The organism is Actinomycetospora lutea, assembly GCF_028737205.1.
Taxonomy (GTDB): domain Bacteria; phylum Actinomycetota; class Actinomycetes; order Mycobacteriales; family Pseudonocardiaceae; genus Actinomycetospora; species Actinomycetospora lutea.
On record NZ_JAQZAL010000025.1, the window covers coordinates 67,366 to 87,463 of the forward strand.

Sequence of the window (20,098 nt, forward strand, 5' to 3'; positions counted from 1 at the left end):
GCTGGACCCATGAGTCTGGCGCTGTACCGCAGGTATCGACCATCGACGTTCGCCGAGGTCGTCGGGCAGGAGCACGTCACCGACCCGCTGCGCACCGCCCTGCTGGCCGGGCGCATCAACCACGCCTACCTCTTCTCCGGGCCCCGCGGCTGCGGCAAGACCTCCAGCGCACGCATCCTCGCCCGCTCGCTCAACTGCGTGCAGGGCCCGACGCCCGATCCGTGCGGCGTCTGCGACTCCTGCGTCGCCCTGGCCCCCAACGGCCCCGGCTCCCTCGACGTCACCGAGATGGACGCGGCGAGCCACGGCACCGTCGACGAGGCGCGCGACCTGCGCGACAAGGCCGCCTACGCCCCCGTGAGCTCCCGCTACCGCGTCTTCATCATCGACGAGGCGCACATGGTCACCACGGCGGCGTTCAACGCGCTGCTCAAGGTGGTCGAGGAGCCGCCCGAGCACCTCATCTTCGTCTTCGCCACCACCGAGCCGGACAAGGTGCTCACCACCATCCGCTCGCGCACCCACCACTACCCCTTCCGCCTGCTGCCGCCGAGCACGCTGCGCGGGCTGCTCGAGCGCATCTGCACCGACGAGGGCGTGACGGTCGAGCCGGCCGTCTACCCGCTGGTCGTGCGCGCGGGCGGAGGCTCGGCGCGCGACTCGCTCTCGGTGCTCGACCAGCTGCTCGCCGGCGCGGACGACGCCGGCGTCACCTACGCGCATGCCGTCGGCCTGCTCGGCGTCACCGACGTGGCGATCCTCGACGACGTCGTCGACGCGCTCGGGGCCCAGGACGGGCCGGCGGTGTTCGGGGCGGTCGACCGTCTCGTCGAGGCCGGGCACGACCCGCGGCGCTTCGCGGCCGACCTGCTGCAGCGGCTGCGCGACCTCATCCTCGTGCAGGCCGTCCCGGACGCCGGGGAGCGCGGGCTGGTCGACGTGCCCGCCGACGAGCTCGAGCGCATGGTCGACCAGGCCCAGCGCCTGGGTCCGGCGGCGCTCGCGCGGCACGCGGAGCTCGTGCACACCGCGCTCACCGAGATGCGGGGCGCCACGGCGCCGCGCCTGCTGCTCGAGCTGGTCTGCGCGCGGATGCTCCTGCCCGCGGCGTCGTCCGAGGACGCGGCGATGGTGCAGCGCCTCGAGGGCGTCGAGCGGCGGCTGGCGCTGGGCGCCACGGGGGCGCCGGCCGGACCCGGCGCCGAGGGTGCCGACGAGCCGGCGCGCTTCACGCGCCCGTCGCAGCGCGGCGGCGAGTCCGAGGACGGCGCATCCCGGGAGACGACGTCCCGGCAGGCGTCGCGGGCCGACGACCTGGACGCCACCGTCGCCCCGCCCACCGACCGCCCGACGGCCACCGTGGCGAGCAGCGACGACCCGCCGCGGGACGTGCCGCGGGAGACCCCGCGCGAGGCGCCCCGCGAGCCGCAGCGAGCCCCGGCGCGGCCACCCCAGCAGGACACGCCCCGGCAGGACGCGCCCCGGCAAGACGCGCCCCGGCCGGCGGCCGCCGGTGCCATGGACGCGGCGGGGCTGCGGCGGGTGTGGCCCGAGGTCATGAACCAGGTCCGCGAGCGCAACAAGCCCACGCACGCGCTGCTGCAGAACGCGACGGTCACGGCGGTCGAGGGCACCACGGTGACGCTCGGCATGCCGACCCCGCCGCTCGCCCGCCAGCTCTCCCAGCCCAACCGGGCCGACCACGTCGCCGCGGCGCTCGGGGCCGTGCTGTCGGGGCAGTGGCGGGTGGAGGCGGTCCACGGCACCGGGGACGGCGGCGGGGGCGGTGGCGCCCGCCCTGAGCCCGCCCGCCAGCGTCCCGATCCGCCGCGCCGCCCCGAGCGGCCCCGCCAGGAGCAGCCGGCGCCCGAGCGCCCGGCGGAGGCGCCGCGCGAGCAGGCCCGCGAGTCGGGGCCCCGCGAGATCCGCCGGCCGAGTCGTCATGCCCCCGGGCCGTCGGAGGTCCCCCCGCCACCGGAGCCGCCGCCCGAGGACGGCGAGGTCACCGAGGAGGACATGTACAACGAGGCGGCCGCCGACCAGGGCGGCGCCGGCGCCGGGGTGCGCGTCGACCCCGAGGAGGCGGCGATGGAGCTGCTGACCTCGCAGCTCGGGGCCCGGCGGGTCGACGGGCGCTGAGCGACTCAGCGCACCGCCGCGGGCCGGCGCCGGGTCGAGCAGCCGGACGCCGACGACGGCGAGGCCCGCGGCCAGCACGATCCCGGCGGTGGTCGGGGCGTCGAGGGCGATGCGCTCGCCGAACCACGTCGCGCCGACGGCCGTGGCGACCAGCGGGTCGGCGAGCAGGACGATCGTCACCACCGGCCCGGCGCGGCGGGCCCGGGCGAGCGCCCGCTGGCTCGCCACGAACGACGCGGGGCCGACACACAGCAGCAGCACCGCGGCGAGGGCGTGCTGCGGGTCGGTCAGCACGGCCGCGGGGTCGCGGGCGACGACCGCGAGCAGGGACGCGGCGAGCCCGTAGCCCGCCCCGCAGGCCAGCGCGAGGCCGAGTCCGCCCGACCGGCGCCGGCGCCCACACCAGACCGGCGAGGACGACCGCCCCGACGCCGACCAGGCTCAGCAGCACCGGGGTGCTCGCGAGGTCGACGCCGCCCGCCGCGGCGACGGGCCCGAGCAGCACCACCACCAGGAGCGGGCCCAGCACCGCGAGCCCGGTACCGACCAGGGGGCCGCCCCCGGGCAGGCGGCGGGCCAGCAGGGACTCGCCGACCGTCGTCCACGCGACCGCCGTCGCGAGCAGCGCCTGCACCACGACCACCGGGCCCTCGGCCAGGGCCACCGCCTGGAGGGCGCTCGCCCCGACCGAGCCGCCCGTCCCGGCGAGCCACCAGGGCCGGCGCAGGAGCCGCCGGTCGGCTGCGCCGCCGAGCTCGTGGGTGGCCCGCTGCTGGGCGACCACCGCCGCCCCGGCCGCGGCGGCCGAGGCGACCGCGAGCAGCGCCGCGAGCACGGCTACCCCGCCGCGGCGAGCGACCGCTGCGGGGCGCGCCCGCGGCGCCGTCGCCCGCCGCGACCGTGGTGGACCGAGGAGCGTGACGCGTCCGCCGCCCCGGCGACCAGGGCCACGAGCACGTCGGCGGCCGCCATGAGCTCGGGGACGTCGTCGCGCCAGCCCAGCGTCACCACACGCTCCCGTCCCGCGAGCCGGGCGCGCAGCCGCGCGTTGCGCCCGCAGGCGACGACCGACCACGCCCGCGGGTGCCGGCCCAGCGCGTCGACCGTCCTCTCGACCTCGCCCATCCCCCAGCGAGCCCGAGACGAGCAGCGCCGTCGGGGCGTCCTCGGGCACGCCGAGCTCGCGGCGCACCCGGCCGCGGGTCGCCACGGGCACGGGGCGCGAGAAGCGCGGCGCGCACAGCGGCCCGACGCTGCGCAGGGACACGCCGTAGCGGGCGCCGTCGGCGGCCGTGGCCTCGGTGACGGTGAGGTGCTCGTCGAGCCCGGGGTGGCACCAGAGGCGGTGCGCGGCGGGGTCGGTGAGGTACGCGAGCGCCGGGAGGGCGAGGCGCCCGTCCGCCCGCAGCGCGCCGAGGGTCTGACCGGCGAGCGGGTAGGTCGCCACCACGGCGTCCACGTCGCGCGCCGCGTCGAGGACGGGCTCCTCGGCGAGCGTGGTCAGCCGCCGCGTGACGACGCTCGCCGGCCGCCGCGGGTGCTCGAGGTCGGTGAAGATCCGGTCGAACACCGCGGGGGTGTGGCGCACCGAGGGCGCGTAGAGGTCGCGCAGGGCTCGCCGGCCCCAGGCGGGGAGCAGGTCGGTCCAGTCGAGCACGTGCGCGTCCACGCCGCGGCGGTCGAGCCGCCGCACGAGCTCGCGGGCGGCGCCGTGGTGGCCCTGGCCGATCGCGGCGCTGAGGACGAGGACCCGGGGGCGTTGAGACACGCCCATACCGCAACCCAGTCGTCGGGTCGGGGGATGAACGCGCGGTGAGCGCCGGTGATGGATCGCGTGGCCGGTGGCCCCGCGAGCGTCACCCCGCGAGCACCCGTCCCAGGAACGCGACCGCCCGCGGGTAGGCGTCGAGCCGGTTGACGCGCTTGGCCAGCCCGTGGCCCTCGTCGTCGTAGACCGCCATCTCGACCTCGACGCCGTTGGCCCGCACCGCCGCGGCGACCTGCTCGGCCTCGGAGAGCGGCACGCGCGGGTCGTTGGCGCCGTGGATGACGAACAGCGGCGCGCGCACGTCGCCGATGCGGTTCAGGGGCGAGGCGCGCTCGAGGAACTCGCGGTCGCGCTCGAGCGAGCCGTACTCCCGCTCGCGGTGGGCGCGACGGTAGGGCGAGGTGTTCTCGAGGAAGGTCACGAGCGAGGAGATGCCGACGATGTCGACGCCGGCGGCCCACAGCTCGGGCTGGAAGGCGACGCCCGCCAGCACCATGTAGCCGCCGTACGACCCGCCCCACAGCGCGGCGCGCGCCGGGTCGAGCCCGAGGCGGGGCAGGAAGGCGTGCAGGGCGGCGAGGTCGGCCACCGAGTCGAGCCGGCGCTCGACGTCGTCGAGCGAGTACCAGCGCTTCCCGTAGCCCACCGACCCGCGCACGTTGGGCACCAGCACCGTGTGGCCGTCGCCGACCAGCGCCTGCACGATCGCCGAGAACGAGCGCACCGACTGCCCCTCCGGGCCGCCGTGCACGATCGTCACGCTCGACCCCGTCGGCCGTGCCGGCGAGTAGACGAAGCAGGGCACCGTCTCGCCGTCGGGCGTCGGGACGCCGTGGCTGGTGGGGTCGACGAGGTCCAGGCCAGGAGGAAGTGTCGCGGCGAGGGGTTCCCGGGACGAGGCGGCGACGGCGGCGCGCCCGCGCCCGGCGTCGACGATGAGGACGTCGGCCGGCGTCGCGGGGTCGGTCCAGATGATCGCGAGCCCCGTGGAGTCCGGCGCCCAGCGCGGCGCGGTCAGGAAGTCGGCGACCCCGCCGCGCAGCTCGGGGGGCAGCGCCACCGCGCGCAGGAAGGTGCCGTCGACGTCGTGCACCGCCAGCCGGCTCGCGCCGTCGTCGTCGGTGACCACGAGCAGCAGGCGGCCGTCGGGCGACAGGCGCGCGGACACGTCGTGGGCGTCGTCGGTGACCAGCCACGTCAGGGCGCCGGTCGCGACGTCGAGACGCGCGACGCCGAGGTGGTCGCGGCCGGAGTCGGTCGTGATCACGGCGGCGTCGCCGTCCGGCAGCCACTCGGGGGAGAGGTAGCGGGCGTGCTCGGCGGCGTCGGTGAGCTCGGTGACGGTGTCGCCGGCGAGCAGCAGGACCTGCGAGCTCAGCGCCGGGACTCCCGGGCGGGTCATGAGGGCCCGGGCGCCGTCCGGAGAGATCGCCGCGTTGCCGACCATGCCGCCGCCGTCGTAGAGGACGGTCTCGGCGTCGTCTTCCGGCCCGGCGTCGACGTCGCGGACGACGAGGTCGAAGTCGACCCCGTTGCGGCGGTTGGTGGCGTAGACGACGCGCCCGCCCTCGAGGACCTCGACGAGGCCGTGGATGTGCTCGGGGTCGTGCACGAGCGGCGTCAGCCCGTCCTCGCCGACGGGGTCGGTGACGGCGTCGGGGTCGAGCAGCGAGAGCTGCGCCCGCTCGTTGCCGCCCGCGTCGTGGGAGACGACGACGCGGCGCCGGCCCGGGAGGTAGCGCCCCGCGACCGCGCCGGGCAGCGCCGTGAGCGGCACGCGCCCGCCGTCGGGGCGCAGCTCGACGAGCTGGACGGACCCGGAGGCGTCGTGTCCGGCGAGGATCCGGCCCTCGGCGTCGACGTCGAAGGCGCGCCAGGTGGTCGCGTCGAGGAGGCGGTGCAGCAGGGTGTCGCGCGCGGTGGTCATCGCCGTCGAGCCTGCCTGGTCGCGGGGTGCGGCGGCGAGCGCGGCGGCGTGGTTACGCTGGTGACGTGCAACCCGGTCAGAACCCTGAAGGCATGGACATGGGCGCGCTGCTGCAGCAGGCGCAGGCGATGCAGGAGCAGCTGATGTCCGCCCAGGCGGAGCTGGCGGAGGCCGAGGTCACCGGCCAGGCGGGCAACGGCCTGGTCACGGTCACGCAGACCGCCGCCGGCGAGATCCGCGCTGTGACGATCGACCCGAAGGTCGTCGACCCGGACGACGTCGAGACGCTGCAGGACCTCGTCGTCGGCGCGCTCGCCGACGCGGCCCAGGCGGCGGCCGACCTGCAGGCCGAGAAGATGGGCCCGCTCGCCGGCGGGCTCGGGGACATGGGCGGCGGGCTGGGCCTGCCGGGCCAGTAGTCCCCCCGACGCGTAGCATCCAGCACAGCACGCCGATAGGGGAGCCGGACCGAGGAGAGCCGTGTTCGAGGGGCCGGTCCAGGACCTCATCGACGAGCTGGGCCGGCTGCCCGGCATCGGCCCGAAGAGCGCCCAACGCATCGCGTTCCACCTCCTCGCCACCGAGGAGGCCGACGTGACCCGCCTGCAGGAGGCCCTGCAGAAGGTCAAGGTCGGCGTGGTGTTCTGCGAGGTCTGCGGCAACGTCTCCGAGCGGACCCGCTGCCGCATCTGCAGTGATGCCCGGCGCGACGCGGCGCTCGTGTGCGTCGTCGAGGAGCCCAAGGACGTCATGGCCGTCGAGCGCACCCGCGAGTTCCGCGGTCGCTATCACGTGCTGGGCGGGGCGCTCGATCCGCTCTCGGGCATCGGGCCCGACCAGCTGCGGGTCCGCGAGCTGCTCACCCGCATCGGCGGGGCCGGCGACGAACCGGAGATCACCGAGGTCATCCTGGCCATGGACCCCAACACCGAGGGCGAGGCCACGGCCACCTACCTCGTGCGCCTGCTGCGCGACTTCCCGGGCCTGACGGTCACCAAGCTGGCGTCCGGTCTGCCCATGGGCGGCGACCTCGAGTTCGCCGACGAGCTCACGCTCGGCCGCGCCCTCGCCGGTCGCCGCGCCCTCTAGCCGGTCAGACGCGGAAGTCCCGGCCGCGCGCGGGTGTGCGGCCGGCGACGATCACGTCCTTGTCGAGCGCCATCTCGGCGCGGTGGAGGCGGGCGCTGCGACGTCGCGTCGCCTCGCGGTGCATCGAGATGCCCACGAGCACACCCACCACGAACAGGGTCCAGAAGACAACCACCGCCACGATGATCGTCATGGCGGTCATCGGACGGCGCGGGTGATCCCGCGGCGGCGCCGTCGGCGCTCGCCCCCCGTTGCTTCCATGATCAGTGCCTCCCGTCGAGTCGTGCGGTCCGTTGTGCGGACCACGGCTCCGGCGTTCCAGCTCCGGTCCTCCTGAGAGTGCTGTGTGCCAGACCACCACACAAGCGAATTCTGCAATTGCACACAACGATTGCGTGACGGCATGGCCGTCCGCGGTCTACCGTGTGCAGACTGACACCGGCACGGGGGGAGCCGGCGACACGCCCGACCCCGGAGGCGGTTCGATGACCTGGTCACCCGGCCCCGTGGTGACGCGCCGCCGCCTCGGGGGCGAGCTGAAACGCCTCCGCGAAGGCGCGGGTCTGAAGCTCGAGGACGTCGCGCGGAAGCTCGAATGCTCGCCGTCGAAGATCAGCCGCCTCGAGAACGGCAAGGGCGTGCCCCGCTGGCGCGACGTGCGCGACATGCTCGAGGTCTACGGCGTGCCCGAGGGCGATGAGCGCGAGCGCTTCCTCGACTGGGCGAAGTCGGGGCAGGCGCGGATGTGGTGGTCGAGCTACCGCGATGTGATGCCGCCGGCGATGGCCACCTACGTCGAGTTGGAGTGGGACGCGCGCGGGCTCACGGCCTACGAGCCGCACATCGTGCACGGTCTCCTCCAGACTCGTGACTACGCGCGGGCCGTTCTCCAGGCGAACTACGGCTCCCACTCCTCGTCGCACGCGATCGAGCGTCTGGTCGAGGTGCGCATGCGGCGTCAGGAGGCGTTGGCGGCAGGCCATGGCCTGTCCTTCGCCTGCGTGCTCGACGAGTCCACGCTCCATCGTGTCGTCGGCTCCCCTCGCGTCCAGCGCGAGCAGGTGGAGCACCTGATCGCCGTGGCCGAGGCCGAGCACGTCGAGGTCCGTGTGCTGCCGTACTCGGCGGGCCTGCTCCCGTCGAGCCGAGACTCGTTCGCCAAGCTCGAGTTCTCGGAACCGGACGTCGACGATGTTGTGTGGCTCGAGCAGCCCGGCCCCGCAGGGGAGTTCTTCGCGGCGGCCGACGATGTCGAGGACCGGATCGCCCGTCTCGCCGCGATCCACCGAGCGTCGCTCCCCGAGAAGGACTCCGTTGCGCTGATGAAGGACGCCGTTCGGCGCATCGGCGATCTCTAGCCCGGGGGTCGTTGCACCGGCCACGTCGGCGTCCGAGAGACTCCCGCGCACCGTGCTCGCCTCGAGAAGGGGTCTCAGTGATCGTTCGCACCAGCAGCTTCTGCACGGACGGAAGCTGCGTCGGCGTGGCGCTCGATCAGGACGAGGTGCGGGTCGTCGACACCAAGTCGTCCGAGGCGTTGCGCTTCACGCCTGCGGAGTGGAGCGCGTTCGTCGCCGGCGTCAAGGCCGGCGAGTTCGACCTGCCGGGCTAGAGCTGGTCGCGACGGTGTCGCGGCCCCGGTGGCGGGTCCCCCGCCCGATGGGGGATCCGCCGCCGGTCCGGCGGGGCGGACCGGCGAACCCGTGTCCCGGGGACACGGGTCGCCGATCACCGTCCGGCCCGCGCAGGCAAGATCTTGCTCAGCGCATCGCGCGGTTGACCGCCGACACGACGGCCTTGAGCGAGGCCGTGAGGATCGAGCCGTCGATCCCGATGCCCCACACCTCCACGTCACCCACGGCCGCCTCGACGTAGGCGGCGGCGCGCGCGTCGTCGCCGGCGGACATGGCGTGCTCGGCGTAGTCGAGGACCCGCACGTCGTAGCCCACCGACGCGAGTGCGTCGACGAAGGCGGCGATCGGGCCGTTGCCGACCCCGGTGACCTCGTGCAGGTCGCCCTCGACCTTCAGCGTCGCGCTGAGCTCCGCCTTGCCGTCGTCGTGGGTCTGCACACGCGAGCTGACGAGCTCCAGCGGGACGCGACGCTGCAGGTACTCCTCGGTGAAGATGTCGTACATCTCCTTGGCGGAGACCTCGCCGCCCTCGGAGTCGGTGACCTCCTGGACGCGCCGCGAGAACTCGATCTGCAGACGCCGCGGCAGGTCGAGCTGGTGCTCGGTCTTCATCAGGTACGCGACGCCGCCCTTGCCCGACTGCGAGTTCACGCGGATGACGGCCTCGTAGGTGCGGCCGACGTCCTTCGGGTCGATGGGCAGGTAGGGGACCTCCCACCGGTGGTCGTCGACCGCGTGCCCGGCGGCCTCGGCCTCGACGGCCATCGCCTGCAAGCCCTTGTTGATCGCGTCCTGGTGCGAGCCGGAGAACGCGGTGAACACCAGGTCGCCGCCCCAGGGGTGGCGCTCCCCGACGGGCAGCTGGTTGCAGAACTCGACGGTGCGGCGGACCTCGTCGATGTCCGAGAAGTCGATCTGCGGGTCGATGCCCTGGCTGAACAGGTTCATGCCCAGGGTCACCAGGCAGACGTTGCCGGTGCGCTCGCCGTTGCCGAACAGGCAGCCCTCGACACGGTCGGCGCCGGCCTGGACGCCCAGCTCGGCGGCCGCGACGCCGGTGCCCCGGTCGTTGTGCGGGTGCAGCGACAGGATGATCGAGTCGCGCCGGGCCAGGTTCCGGTGCATCCACTCGATGGAGTCGGCGTAGACGTTCGGCGTCGCCATCTCCACCGTGGCCGGCAGGTTCACGATCATCGGGCGCTCCGGCGTCGGCTCCCAGACGTCGCCGACCGCGTCGACGATCTCCTTGGCGTAGGAGAGCTCGGTGCCCGTGTAGGACTCCGGCGAGTACTGGAAGCGCCAGTCGGTGTCCGGGCGCTTCTCGGCCTCGTCCCGGACCAGGCGAGCACCGTCCACGGCGATCTTCGTGATCCCGTCGCGGTCGGAGCGGAAGACCACGCGCCGCTGCAGGATCGAGGTCGAGTTGTAGAGGTGCACCACGGCGGAGTGGGCACCCTCGAGCGACTCGAAGGTGCGGGTGATCAGCTCGGGGCGCGCCTGCGTGAGCACCTGGATGCGGACGTCGGCGGGTACGGCGCCCTGCTCGATGATCTCGCGGACGAAGTCGAAGTCGGTCTGCGAGGCGGCGGGGAAGCCGACCTCGATCTCCTTGTAGCCCATGCGCACGAGCAGGTCGAACATGCGCCGCTTGCGGGCCGGCGACATCGGGTCGATCAGGGCCTGGTTGCCGTCGCGCAGGTCGACCGCGCCCCACAGCGGCGCCTTGTCGATGACCTTCTCCGGCCACGTGCGGTCCGGCAGCGAGATCTTCTCGACGACGTCGGCGAAGGGCTGGTAGCGGTGGACCGGCATGCGGCTCGGCCGCTGCGTGTTCCACGCCGGCTGGTCGGCCGGGATGTCGCCGTCAGGATGGACGACCGTCGAGCGGATGTCGGCGATGGGCTCGTCGTTGACGGGCGAACCCGGGGTGATGCTCATGGGATGTCGCGCTCCTGCCTGCTGCACTGCGAGGGATGGCGACCGGCAGCGCGCATCACCCGCGGCGAGGGGCCGGTCTGTTCAGACCCCGCCGCGGCGGCGAAGGAGCAGTCCGTGGACTGCGTGCGCGCGAGACATCGCGCTCCACGGTAGACCCGCGTGACCTCGGCCCGGTACCCCGGGCGCCCGTCCGGGGCCGCGTTGACCTGCTGATCATGCCGGTGAGCAGCGAGGACGAACCGCTCGTGACACAGGTCGCAACCCTGGCTACCGACGGGTCACTTGGCGTGCCATCATGACCCGCATGGCGCAGGATGCGAGCACGGACACCTCCGAACAGCGGCGTTCGCACACCGGAGAGGACCTGCGCGCGCTCACCCGTAAGGTCCTGACGGTTGCCGCCTCGGTGATCCGCATCCTGACCGTGCTCTTCGCGGCCATCCTGGTGATCCACGTGATCCTCTCGGTGGCCGGCGCGAACCCCGCCAACGGCATCACGATCTTCTTCAGCGACCTCGCGTCGAACCTCACGCTCGGCATCGGCGACCTGTTCATCCCCGCGAGCGAATCGCTGCGGATCATCCTCAACTTCGGTCTCGCGGCCGTCGTGTGGATCGTGATCGGGATCGTCGTGTCGAAGCTGCTCAACGCCATCGCGCCGTAGGGACACCACGCGCCGGGAGTGGGGCTGCTCCCACCTCGTGACGGGTTCTGCCTCGGATAGGGTCGGCGTGATTCACCGACCAGGTCGTGGAGGTCCGTCGCGGTGGCACTCGTCGTCCAGAAGTACGGCGGCTCGTCCGTCCAGGACGCGGAGCGCATCCGCCGGGTGGCCGAGCGGATCGTGCGCACCGGCAAGGACGGGCACGACGTCGTGGTCGTCGCCTCCGCCATGGGCGACACCACCGACGAGCTGACCGATCTCGCCACGCAGGTGCACCCCAGCCCGCCGCCGCGCGAGCTGGACATGCTCCTGACGTCCGGCGAGCGGATCTCGAACGCGCTGCTCGCCATGGCGATCAACGCCCAGGGCGGGCGGGCGCGCTCGTTCACCGGTTCCCAGGCCGGCATGATCACCACGGGCAAGCACGGCGACGCGCGGATCGTCGACGTCACGCCCGGCCGCATCCACGCCGCACTCGCCGAGGACCACATCGCGCTCGTCGCGGGCTTCCAGGGCGTCAGCGTGGACTCGAAGGAGATCACCACCCTGGGCCGCGGCGGCTCGGACACCACGGCGGTGGCGATGGCCGCCGCCATGAAGGCCGACGTCTGCGAGATCTACACCGACGTCGACGGCGTCTACTCGGCCGACCCGCGCATCGTCCCCGACGCGAAGCTGCTCGAGACCATCACCTACGAGGAGATGCTCGAGATGGCCGCGTGCGGGGCGAAGGTGCTGCACCTGCGCGCCGTCGAGTACGCGCGCCGCGAGAGCGTGCCCCTGCGGGTGCGCTCGTCGTACAACGACAAGCCCGGCACGACGATCGTCGGGTCCATCGAGGAGCTCAGCGTGGAACAGGCGGTCCTCACCGGCGTGGCGCACGACCGGTCCGAGGCGAAGGTGACCGTGGTCGGCGTCCCCGACCAGCCCGGGTACGCGGCGCGCATCTTCCGCGCGCTCGCGGACGTCGAGGTCAACATCGACATGGTGCTGCAGAACATCTCGCACCTGCAGACGGGCAAGACCGACGTGACCTTCACGCTGCCGGTCAAGGACGGCCCCCGTGCCGTCGAGGCCCTGAGCGCGATGAAGGCCGAGGTCGGCTTCGAGGACGTCCTCTACGACGAGCACGTCGGCAAGGTGACGCTGGTCGGCGCGGGCATGCGCAGCCACCCGGGCGTCACCGCCACCTTCTGCGAGTCCCTCGCCGTCGCGGGCGTGAACATCGAGATGATGAACACCTCGGAGATCCGCATCTCCGCGCTGATCCGCGACACCCAGCTCGACGACGCCGTGCGGGCACTCCACTCCGCCTTCGACCTCGGGGGCGACGAGGAGGCCGTGGTGCACGCAGGAACGGGGCGATAGTGGGACACGAAGCGCAGCGAAACTGGACCGGGAGGACGCCGTGACCACACTCGCCATCGTCGGGGCCACCGGTGCGGTCGGCTCCGTCATGATCGACATCATCGACGCGCGCGAGAGCGTGCCGTGGAGCGAGATCCGGCTCATCGCCTCGCCCCGCTCGGCCGGCAAGCGCCTGCGGGTGCGCGGCGAGGAGATCGAGGTCGTCGCGCTCTCGCCCGACGCCTTCGACGGCGTCGACATCGCGATGTTCGACGTCCCCGACGCCGTGAGCGCCGAGTGGGCGCCGGTCGCGGTGGCCAAGGGCGCGATCGCGGTCGACAACTCCGGCGCCTTCCGCATGGACCCCGAGGTGCCGCTGGTGGTGCCCGAGGTCAACGCCGACAAGGCCCACGAGCGCCCCAAGGGCATCGTGTCCAACCCGAACTGCACGACGCTGTCGATGATGGCCGCGCTCGGTGCCCTGCACCGCGCGTTCGGGCTGCGCGAGCTCGTCGTCGCGAGCTACCAGGCGGCGTCCGGCGCGGGCCAGGAGGGCATCGACCGCCTGCAGTCGGAGCTCGCGGCCGTCGCGGGCAAGGGCGTCGGGCACCGGCGCGGGGACGTCGCCGAGGCGATCGCGTCGGCCGGTCTGTCGACCGAGTCGCCGTTCAACGCCCCGCTCGCGCTCAACGTGGTGCCGTTCGCCGGCTCGCTGCGCGACGGCGGCTGGACCTCCGAGGAGCTCAAGGTCCGCAACGAGTCGCGCAAGATCCTGGGGCTGCCCGACCTCAAGGTGTCGGCGACCTGCGTGCGCGTCCCGGTCGTCACCACGCACTCGCTGTCGGTCCACGCGACCTTCGACACCGAGGTCGACGTGGCCACCGCCCACCAGGTGTTCGCGGCCCAGCCGTCGATCGTGCTGGTCGACGAGCCGGAGGCGAAGCGCTTCCCGACGCCGGCCGACGTCGTCGGCGAGGACCCGACCTACGTGGGCCGCGTCCGCCAGGCGCTCGACTTCCCGAACACCCTCGACTTCTTCGTGTGCGGCGACAACCTGCGCAAGGGCGCGGCGCTGAACACCTACGAGATCGCCGAGGAGCTCGTCCGGAGCTGACCGACGTGACCCGGTTCCCCTTTTCTTGACCCGTTCCAGTCTGGGTGGCAACGTGGGTCGATATGACGCCACCGACCGGTTCCCAGGACGACGCGGACCTCGCTCCGGTCGTGCCTGAGGCCGGACCGGCCCCGGACCCGCGCCACCACGTCGCCGACCCGCGGGCACGCCTGCGGGCCGCCGGCCTGCGGGTCACCGCGCCGCGTCAGGCGGTGCTCGGGGTCCTCGGCGAGTACCCGCACTCCACGGCCGAGACCGTGGCGTCGACGGTGCGCGCCCGTCTCGGGTCGGTGAGCACCCAGGCCGTGTACGACGTCCTCGCCGCCTGCGTGGACGCCGGCCTGGTGCGGCGGATCGAGCCGGCCGGCTCGGCCGCGCTGTACGAGACGCGGACCGGCGACAACCACCACCACGTGGTCTGCCGCTCGTGCGGCGCGACGGCCGACGTCGACTGCATCGTCGACCAGCGGCCGTGTCTGACCCCGTCGGACACCGGGGGCTTCGTCGTCGACGAGGCCGAGGTCGTCTTCTGGGGGACGTGCCCGACGTGCGTCGCGGCCGGAGCGGGTACTCGGGAATCTCGGCGCGCCGTCCGCGGCGCCGTCGCGGTCCTGCACGAGAGCCCACCACCACGCTGAGAGGCGAACGTGACCAATACGCATCGCTCCTACGCCACCGATGACGCCGGGATCCCGGCGCCGAGCCACGAGTTCTCCGCCACGGTCGGGGCCAACGGTCCTCTGGTGCTCCAGGACCACTACCTGATCGAGCAGATGGCGAACTTCAACCGGGAGCGGATTCCCGAGCGTCAGCCGCACGCCAAGGGCAGCGGCGCGTTCGCCAAGTTCGAGGTCACGCAGGACGTCACCGCCTACACCAAGGCCGCCGTGTTCCAGCCCGGCGAGGTCACCGAGGGGATCATCCGGTTCTCGACGGTCGCCGGTGAGCGGGGCAGCCCCGACACCTGGCGCGACCCGCGCGGCTTCGCCCTCAAGCTGTGGACCCGCGAGGGCAACTGGGACATGGTCGGCAACAACACGCCGGTCTTCTTCATCCGCGACCCCATGAAGTTCCAGAACTTCATCCGCTCGCAGAAGCGCCTGGCCCGCAACGGTCTGCGCGACCACGACATGCAGTGGGACTTCTGGACGCTGTCGCCGGAGTCGAAGCACCAGGTCACCTGGCTGATGGGCGACCGCGGCCTGCCGCAGGACTGGCGCCATATGAACGGCTACGGCAGCCACACCTACATGTGGATCAACGCCGCCGGCGAGGAGTTCTGGGTGAAGTACCACTTCATCTCGGACCAGGGCGTGGAGTGCCTGACCCAGGAGGAGGGCGACCGCCTCGCCGGGGCGGACGCCGACTACCACCAGCGCGACCTCTACGAGGCCATCGAGCGCGGCGACTTCCCGAGCTGGACCCTCAAGGTGCAGATCATGCCCTTCGAGGACGCCAAGACCTACCGGTTCAACCCGTTCGACCTGACCAAGGTGTGGCCGCACGGCGACTACCCCCTGCAGGAGGTCGGGACGCTGACGCTGAACCGCAACCCGGTCGACTACCACACCGAGATCGAGCAGGTCGCGTTCGAGCCGAACAACCAGCCCCCGGGGCTCGGGCTCTCGCCGGACAAGATGTTGCTGGCCCGCGGGTTCTCCTACGCGGACGCGCACCGCGCCCGCCTCGGGGTGAACTACAAGCAGATCCCGGTGAACGCGCCGCAGGGCACCGAGGCCCACCCGTACACGGTGGCCGGCGCCATGCGCGTCGTGAACGCGCCGGACCCGGTCTACGCGCCGAACACCAAGGGCGGCCCGCAGACGACCGAGACCATCCAGCCGCCCTCGTGGTACTCCGACGGGGAGATCCAGCGCCTCGCCTACGTCGCGCACCCGGAGGACACCGACGAGGTCCAGGCCCGCACGATGATGCTCGAGGTCTGGGACGACGCCGCGCGCGACCGCTTCGTCGAGAACGTCTCCGGCCACCTGTCGGCGGGCGTCGGCGACGATGTCCTGGCCCGCGCGTTCGACTACTGGAAGTCGATCGACGAGGGCATGGGGCAGCGCGTCGAGGACCGCGTCCGCGAGCTCACCGGCAAGCAGGACAAGGTGCTCAGCCAGAGCTAGTCCCTGAGCCCAGCCTCACCTCACGCGGCCCGTCTCACACCCCGAGACGGGCCGCGTGGTGGTTTTCGGGCCCGTCGAGGGGCATCCTAGATTGGAACCGTTCCAAACAACGGTAGCGAAGGAGCTGTACGGCATGGCCACCACGAACCCCATCACCAGCCCGCTCTCCGACGACGCCCAGCAGACCGTCGGCACGGTGCTCCAGGACTCGCTCGTCGACTACGTCGACCTGTCGCTGACCGCCAAGCAGTGGCACTGGAACGTCGTCGGCACCAACTTCCGCGAGGCGCACCTGCACCTCGACGAGCTGGTCGACCTCGCGCGCACCTACGCCGACGAGGTCGCCGAGCGCGCCGCCGCGCTGGGTGTGTCGCCCGACGGGCGCTCCGAGACCGTCGCCAAGAGCAGCGGCCTGCCCACCACCGACGAGGGGTGGCGCAAGGTCGAGGACGTCAACCAGGCCGTCGTCGCGACCCTGGCGACGCTCATCGCGCGCATGCGCGAGCGCATCGCGGTCACCGACGAGCCGGACCCGGTGACCCAGGACCTGCTCATCGCCCACACGGCGAAGCTCGAGGAGGCCCACTGGATGTGGCAGGCCAAGACGGTCTGAGCCACGCGGGTCACCCGTTGCTGAGCGAAGGGCCCCTCCGGTCGAACTAGTCGACCGAAGGGGCCCTTCGCTCAGAACCCGGCCGCCCGCCGCGCTCAGGCCGGTACCGGCAGACCGAGGGCCTCGCGGGCGAAGGCGATCTCGGCGACGGTGTGCGCGAGCGTCTCGGCGACGACGAGCGAGCCGTGGCCTGCGTCGTAGCGCACCATCGCGTAGGGCACCTCGCGCTCGTCGAGGGCGTCGAGGTAGTTGTCGATCTGGCGGATGGGGCAGCGCGGGTCGTTCTCGCCGGCCAGGACGAGTACCGGCGCGCGGACGGCGTCGACCCAGGTCAGCGGCGAGGCCTCGCGGTAGCGGTCGGGCACCTCGTCGGGTGCGCCGCCGAACAGCGAGCGGTCGAACGCGCGCAGCGGCTCCATCTCGTCCTCGTAGGCGGCGAGGTAGTCGGCGACGGGCACGCCCGCGCACCCGACCGCCCAGCGCTCGGGCTGGCGGCCCAGGCCCAGGAGCGTCAGGTAGCCGCCCCACGACCAGCCCTCGAGCACGCAGGCGGCGGGGTCGGCGAGCCCCGTGGACACGGCCCAGTCGTGCACGGCGGCGATGTCCTCGAGCTCCGTGGTGCCGGGGCGTCCCTCGATGGCGTCGCGCCACGCCGACCCGTAGCCCGACGAGCCGCGGTAGTTCACGTGCACCACCGCGAAGCCCGCGTCGACCCACACCGCGCGCACCGGGGACCAGCGGTCCTCGTCGGCCGCCTGGGGCCCGCCGTGGATCATGAAGACGGTCGGGACCGGGCCCGTGGTGCCCTTCGGGCGGGTCCACAGGGCGTGCACCGCCCCGGCCGGGCCGTCGACCCAGGCGTCGTCGAGCGCCACCGACGGCGCGGGCCGGTCGCCGGGCGGGGCGAGCAGCTCGGTGTCGGTGCCGTCGGGGCGCAGCGCGCGCACCGACGACGGATACGCCGCCGACGACCAGCCGTACTCGACGGTGCCGTCGGGGCGCACGTCGGCGCCGCCCACGGAGCCGGGCGCGGTGGGGAGGTCGGTGAGCTCGCCGGTCGCGAGGTCGTAGCGGTGCAGCGTCGTGCGGCCCGCCCGCGTGTGGGCGACGAGCAGGGCGGAGGCGTCCGGGTAGAAGCCGGCGGTGAGGTCGCCGGGCAGGTCGATCGCCACCTCGGTCTCGGTGTCGGCGGCGAGGTCCCAGATCAGGAGCTCGTCGCGGCCGCGGCGCTCGTGGCCGACGAGCAGGCGCTGGTCGCCCTCGACCGGCGCGAACTCGAGGGGGTCGAGGCCTCGTCCCTGACCATCGGGCCCCTCGCCGTCGTGGCGCTCGCCCACGACCGCGCCGTCGGCGAGGCGCAGCACGCGGATCGCGGGGTGCCGCGAGTCGCCGTGCTCGGCGTGCGAGATGGCCAGCAGCGTCTCGTCGCGCGAGAGCGCGCCGATCCCCGCGTCCTCGGTGTGGGTGTAGACGACGCGCGCCTCGGCCCCGTCCTCGCTGACGGCGAGCGTCGACCCGTCGTCGGTCGACCAGCCGACGGCGACCGTGCGGCGTCCGAGCTCGAGCCCGGCGGGATAGCCCGGTGCCGCGCCGGCGATCGCGGGCGCCGCGTCCCCGCCCTCGAACGGCTCGCAGACCCAGACCCCGAACTCGTCGCCGTCGGTGTCGTCGAACCACCAGATCGCGGTGCCGTCGGTGCTCGCGGCGCCGCCGCGGGTGCCCTGCGGGCGGTCGGTGACGCGCCGGTGGGTGTCGCTCGCGCGGTCCCAGGCGTAGATCTCCCAGGTCCCCGTGGCGTTCGACGAGTAGACGCTGCGGTCCGGGGCGTCGCGGGCCCAGTCGGGCACCGAGACCCGCGCCGCGGTGAAGCGGCCCCGCCACCGTGCCTCGGCCGCGGGGTCGGCGAACAGGGCATCGGGGATCTCCGGGGCCGGGTCCGAGCGGCGCGGCGAGGTCGGGGTCATGCCCGGATCCTGCCTGGCGGGGTGCCGCAACGACGGTGTGGAGGGGTCGTGGGCGAGGATGGTCACGGGGGGAGGGACCGTGGACGATCTGTATCCCGCCGAGAAGATCGGCGAGGACGACGAGGAGACGCCGCCGAACATGGCGCGCGTGTTCGACTTCAACCTCGGCGGCACCGAGAACCTGGAGGTCGACCGGGAGTTCGCCGCCGAGGTCGACGCCGTCATGCCGGGCATGAACGCGCTGTGCCGCGGCCACCGGCGGTTCTCCGCGGCCGTGGTCGACCACTGGTGCGCCGAGGGGATCGACCAGTTCCTCGAGCTGGGGTCCGGCCTGCCGACCGTCGACCACGTGCACACCCGGGCCCGGCGCGCGCACCCCGGGGCGCGGGTCACCTACGTCGACCGGGACCGCCGCACCGTCGCCCACGCCCGGCGCCTGCTCGACGGCGAGGAGGGCGTGGCGGTCCTGCACGCCGACGTCGGGGACGCCGCGGAGGTGCTCGCCGCGCCGGAGGTCCGCGACGTCCTAGACCTCTCGCGCCCGGTCGGCGTGCTCGCCGTCGGCGTCCTGCACTACCTGCACGACGACGCGGCCGCCGCCCGGGCCGTGCGCGTGTACGCCGACGCGCTCGCGCCCGGCAGCGGCCTGGCCGTCTCGCACCTGACGTCGAGGGCGCGGCCCGACATCCACGAGTGGGCCACCATGAACCACGGCGGCTGGAGCTACGCGCCGCGGCTGCGCGAGCCGGGGGACATGGCCCCGTGGCTCGAGGGGTTCACCGTCGTCGGGCCCGGGTGGGTCTCGGCGCCGCACTGGCGCGCCGACGGCGAGGTTCCCGGACCGGACGCCACGGCGAGCGGGCTGTGGGGTGTGGTCGCGCGGCGGGTCGTCGCCCGGGGATGATCGGCCCGTGATCGCGACCCAGCGCCACGGAGACGTCCACGAGATCCGTCTCGACCGGACCGAGCGCCGCAACGCCCTCGACACCGCGCACTGCCGCGACCTGCACGCCGCGGTCGACGCGGCCGTCGCCGACGGGGCCCGGGTGCTCGTGGTGACCGGCGAGGGCACCGCCTTCTGCTCCGGCGCCGACCTCGACACCGTCGGCGACGACGACTTCCTCGCCGCGCTCTACGGCATGCTGCACCGGCTCGTGGAGCTGCCCGTGCCGGTGGTCGCCGCGGTGCACGGGCCGGCGATCGGCGCCGGGACGCAGCTCGCGCTGGCCGCGGACCTGCGGGTCTGCGCCGAGGCCGCCGTGTTCGGCCTGCCGACCGCCGCCCTCGGGCTCGCCGTCGACCCCTGGACGATCCGCCGGCTCGCGCTGGTCGCGGGCGGCGGCGCGGCTCGGCGGCTGCTGCTCGCCTGCGAGCGCCTCGACCACGACGCGGCCCGCGCCGCCGGGCTCGTCGACCGCGTCGGCGACCGCGACACCGCGCTGGCCTGGGCGGGCGAGATCGCGGCCCTCGCCCCGCTGACGCTCGCCTACAACAAGCTCGCCGTCGCCCGCCTGCTCGAGGACGCGCCGGTGCCCGACGAGGTCGCCGCGGCGTTCGACGCCTGCTGGGCGAGCGAGGACCTCGCCGAGGGCCGCCGCGCGCGCGAGGAGAAGCGCGCGCCGGACTTCCGGGGTCGTTAGCCGCCGAAGCGACGGCCCAGGCCCGTCCCGCTCCTCCGTCGCGTGACGGGCAGATCGCCGGCGGAGGGGCGTCTAGCTGTCGTGACCCGAGACGTTGTGTGCGGCGGCGTGTCGGGTTGATCGAGGGAG

The 20,098-nt window shown here is 73.7% G+C and carries 19 protein-coding genes and 1 pseudogene; 14 read left to right on the forward strand and 6 right to left on the reverse strand.

Features of this window, described 5'->3' with window-relative positions:
* The first annotated feature begins 9 nt into the window (after nucleotides 1-9).
* Together PHK61_RS24150 and PHK61_RS24155 are read left to right on the forward strand one after the other, a co-directional pair.
* Nucleotides 10-2,139 carry a DNA polymerase III subunit gamma and tau gene (locus PHK61_RS24150; protein WP_274283569.1) on the forward strand — a complete coding sequence of 710 codons (2,130 nt, stop codon included), beginning with the start codon at nucleotides 10-12 and terminating at the stop codon, nucleotides 2,137-2,139.
* A gap of 88 nt (nucleotides 2,140-2,227) precedes the next feature.
* The gene (locus tag PHK61_RS24155; protein ID WP_274283570.1) at nucleotides 2,228-2,485 is read left to right on the forward strand and encodes a hypothetical protein; all 258 of its coding nucleotides are present in this window, start codon (nucleotides 2,228-2,230) and stop codon (nucleotides 2,483-2,485) included.
* A 491-nt stretch (nucleotides 2,486-2,976) separates the two neighbouring features.
* Here the strand turns inward: PHK61_RS24155 and PHK61_RS24160 are convergent, their stop codons facing one another.
* The 3 genes and pseudogenes from PHK61_RS24160 to PHK61_RS24165 all read right to left on the reverse strand — a co-directional run bounded on the left by PHK61_RS24160 (nucleotide 2,977) and on the right by PHK61_RS24165 (nucleotide 5,834).
* Nucleotides 2,977-3,264 (reverse strand): hypothetical protein, encoded by a 288-nt coding sequence (locus PHK61_RS24160; protein ID WP_274283571.1) that lies wholly within the window; start codon nucleotides 3,262-3,264, stop codon nucleotides 2,977-2,979.
* A gap of 148 nt (nucleotides 3,265-3,412) precedes the next feature.
* Nucleotides 3,413-3,913: pseudogene (locus PHK61_RS32130) on the reverse strand (MGDG synthase family glycosyltransferase); the annotation flags it as partial.
* Nucleotides 3,914-3,995: 82 nt separating this feature from the next.
* Nucleotides 3,996-5,834 (reverse strand): S9 family peptidase, encoded by a 1,839-nt coding sequence (locus PHK61_RS24165; RefSeq protein WP_274283572.1) that lies wholly within the window; start codon nucleotides 5,832-5,834, stop codon nucleotides 3,996-3,998.
* Between the two features lie 98 nt (nucleotides 5,835-5,932).
* On the opposite strand from PHK61_RS24165, the gene PHK61_RS24170 reads away from it, so the two are divergent.
* Nucleotides 5,933-6,253, forward strand: coding sequence for a YbaB/EbfC family nucleoid-associated protein (locus PHK61_RS24170; protein WP_274283592.1), 321 nt, complete (start codon nucleotides 5,933-5,935; stop codon nucleotides 6,251-6,253).
* 61 nt (nucleotides 6,254-6,314) lie between these two features.
* Nucleotides 6,315-6,923, forward strand: a complete 609-nt coding sequence (gene recR, locus PHK61_RS24175) for a recombination mediator RecR (protein WP_274283573.1) — start codon at nucleotides 6,315-6,317, stop codon at nucleotides 6,921-6,923.
* A 4-nt stretch (nucleotides 6,924-6,927) separates the two neighbouring features.
* Here recR and PHK61_RS24180 read toward each other — a convergent pair whose 3' ends face one another.
* Nucleotides 6,928-7,116, reverse strand: a complete 189-nt coding sequence (locus PHK61_RS24180; protein WP_274283574.1) for a hypothetical protein — start codon at nucleotides 7,114-7,116, stop codon at nucleotides 6,928-6,930.
* A 202-nt stretch (nucleotides 7,117-7,318) separates the two neighbouring features.
* Here PHK61_RS24180 and PHK61_RS24185 point away from each other — a divergent pair, with 202 nt between their 5' ends.
* A complete protein-coding gene (locus PHK61_RS24185) occupies nucleotides 7,319-8,281 on the forward strand; it encodes a helix-turn-helix domain-containing protein (RefSeq protein WP_274283575.1) in 963 nt (320 codons plus the stop codon).
* Nucleotides 8,282-8,358: 77 nt separating this feature from the next.
* Entirely contained in the window at nucleotides 8,359-8,535 is a 177-nt protein-coding gene (locus tag PHK61_RS24190) for a DUF397 domain-containing protein (RefSeq protein WP_274283576.1), read from the forward strand.
* A gap of 148 nt (nucleotides 8,536-8,683) precedes the next feature.
* On the opposite strand, the gene leuA is transcribed toward PHK61_RS24190, so the two are convergent.
* Nucleotides 8,684-10,495: a 2-isopropylmalate synthase gene (gene leuA / locus PHK61_RS24195; RefSeq protein ID WP_274283577.1), complete on the reverse strand. Its 1,812-nt coding sequence runs from the start codon at nucleotides 10,493-10,495 to the stop codon at nucleotides 8,684-8,686.
* 304 nt (nucleotides 10,496-10,799) lie between these two features.
* Between leuA and PHK61_RS24200 the strand changes: the two genes are divergently transcribed.
* From PHK61_RS24200 to PHK61_RS24225, 6 genes are all read left to right on the forward strand, one after another.
* Complete coding sequence (locus PHK61_RS24200) at nucleotides 10,800-11,159, forward strand: hypothetical protein (protein ID WP_274283578.1); 360 nt, start codon at nucleotides 10,800-10,802, stop codon at nucleotides 11,157-11,159.
* Nucleotides 11,160-11,261: 102 nt separating this feature from the next.
* Nucleotides 11,262-12,527: an aspartate kinase gene (locus tag PHK61_RS24205; protein WP_274283579.1), complete on the forward strand. Its 1,266-nt coding sequence runs from the start codon at nucleotides 11,262-11,264 to the stop codon at nucleotides 12,525-12,527.
* A gap of 40 nt (nucleotides 12,528-12,567) precedes the next feature.
* Nucleotides 12,568-13,620, forward strand: a complete 1,053-nt coding sequence (locus PHK61_RS24210) for an aspartate-semialdehyde dehydrogenase (RefSeq protein WP_274283580.1) — start codon at nucleotides 12,568-12,570, stop codon at nucleotides 13,618-13,620.
* Between the two features lie 110 nt (nucleotides 13,621-13,730).
* On the forward strand, nucleotides 13,731-14,258 hold the full coding sequence (locus PHK61_RS24215; protein ID WP_274283581.1) for a Fur family transcriptional regulator: 528 nt from the start codon (nucleotides 13,731-13,733) through the stop codon (nucleotides 14,256-14,258).
* 9 nt (nucleotides 14,259-14,267) lie between these two features.
* Complete coding sequence (locus tag PHK61_RS24220; protein ID WP_274283582.1) at nucleotides 14,268-15,752, forward strand: catalase; 1,485 nt, start codon at nucleotides 14,268-14,270, stop codon at nucleotides 15,750-15,752.
* 133 nt (nucleotides 15,753-15,885) lie between these two features.
* Entirely contained in the window at nucleotides 15,886-16,365 is a 480-nt protein-coding gene (locus tag PHK61_RS24225) for a Dps family protein (protein WP_274283583.1), read from the forward strand.
* 95 nt (nucleotides 16,366-16,460) lie between these two features.
* Here PHK61_RS24225 and PHK61_RS24230 read toward each other — a convergent pair whose 3' ends face one another.
* Nucleotides 16,461-18,329, reverse strand: a complete 1,869-nt coding sequence (locus PHK61_RS24230; protein WP_274283584.1) for a S9 family peptidase — start codon at nucleotides 18,327-18,329, stop codon at nucleotides 16,461-16,463.
* A 79-nt stretch (nucleotides 18,330-18,408) separates the two neighbouring features.
* Here PHK61_RS24230 and PHK61_RS24235 point away from each other — a divergent pair, with 79 nt between their 5' ends.
* Together PHK61_RS24235 and PHK61_RS24240 are read left to right on the forward strand one after the other, a co-directional pair.
* On the forward strand, nucleotides 18,409-19,233 hold the full coding sequence (locus tag PHK61_RS24235) for an SAM-dependent methyltransferase (protein ID WP_274283585.1): 825 nt from the start codon (nucleotides 18,409-18,411) through the stop codon (nucleotides 19,231-19,233).
* Nucleotides 19,234-19,240: 7 nt separating this feature from the next.
* A complete protein-coding gene (locus PHK61_RS24240; protein WP_274283586.1) occupies nucleotides 19,241-19,969 on the forward strand; it encodes an enoyl-CoA hydratase in 729 nt (242 codons plus the stop codon).
* Nucleotides 19,970-20,098: the final 129 nt, after the last annotated feature.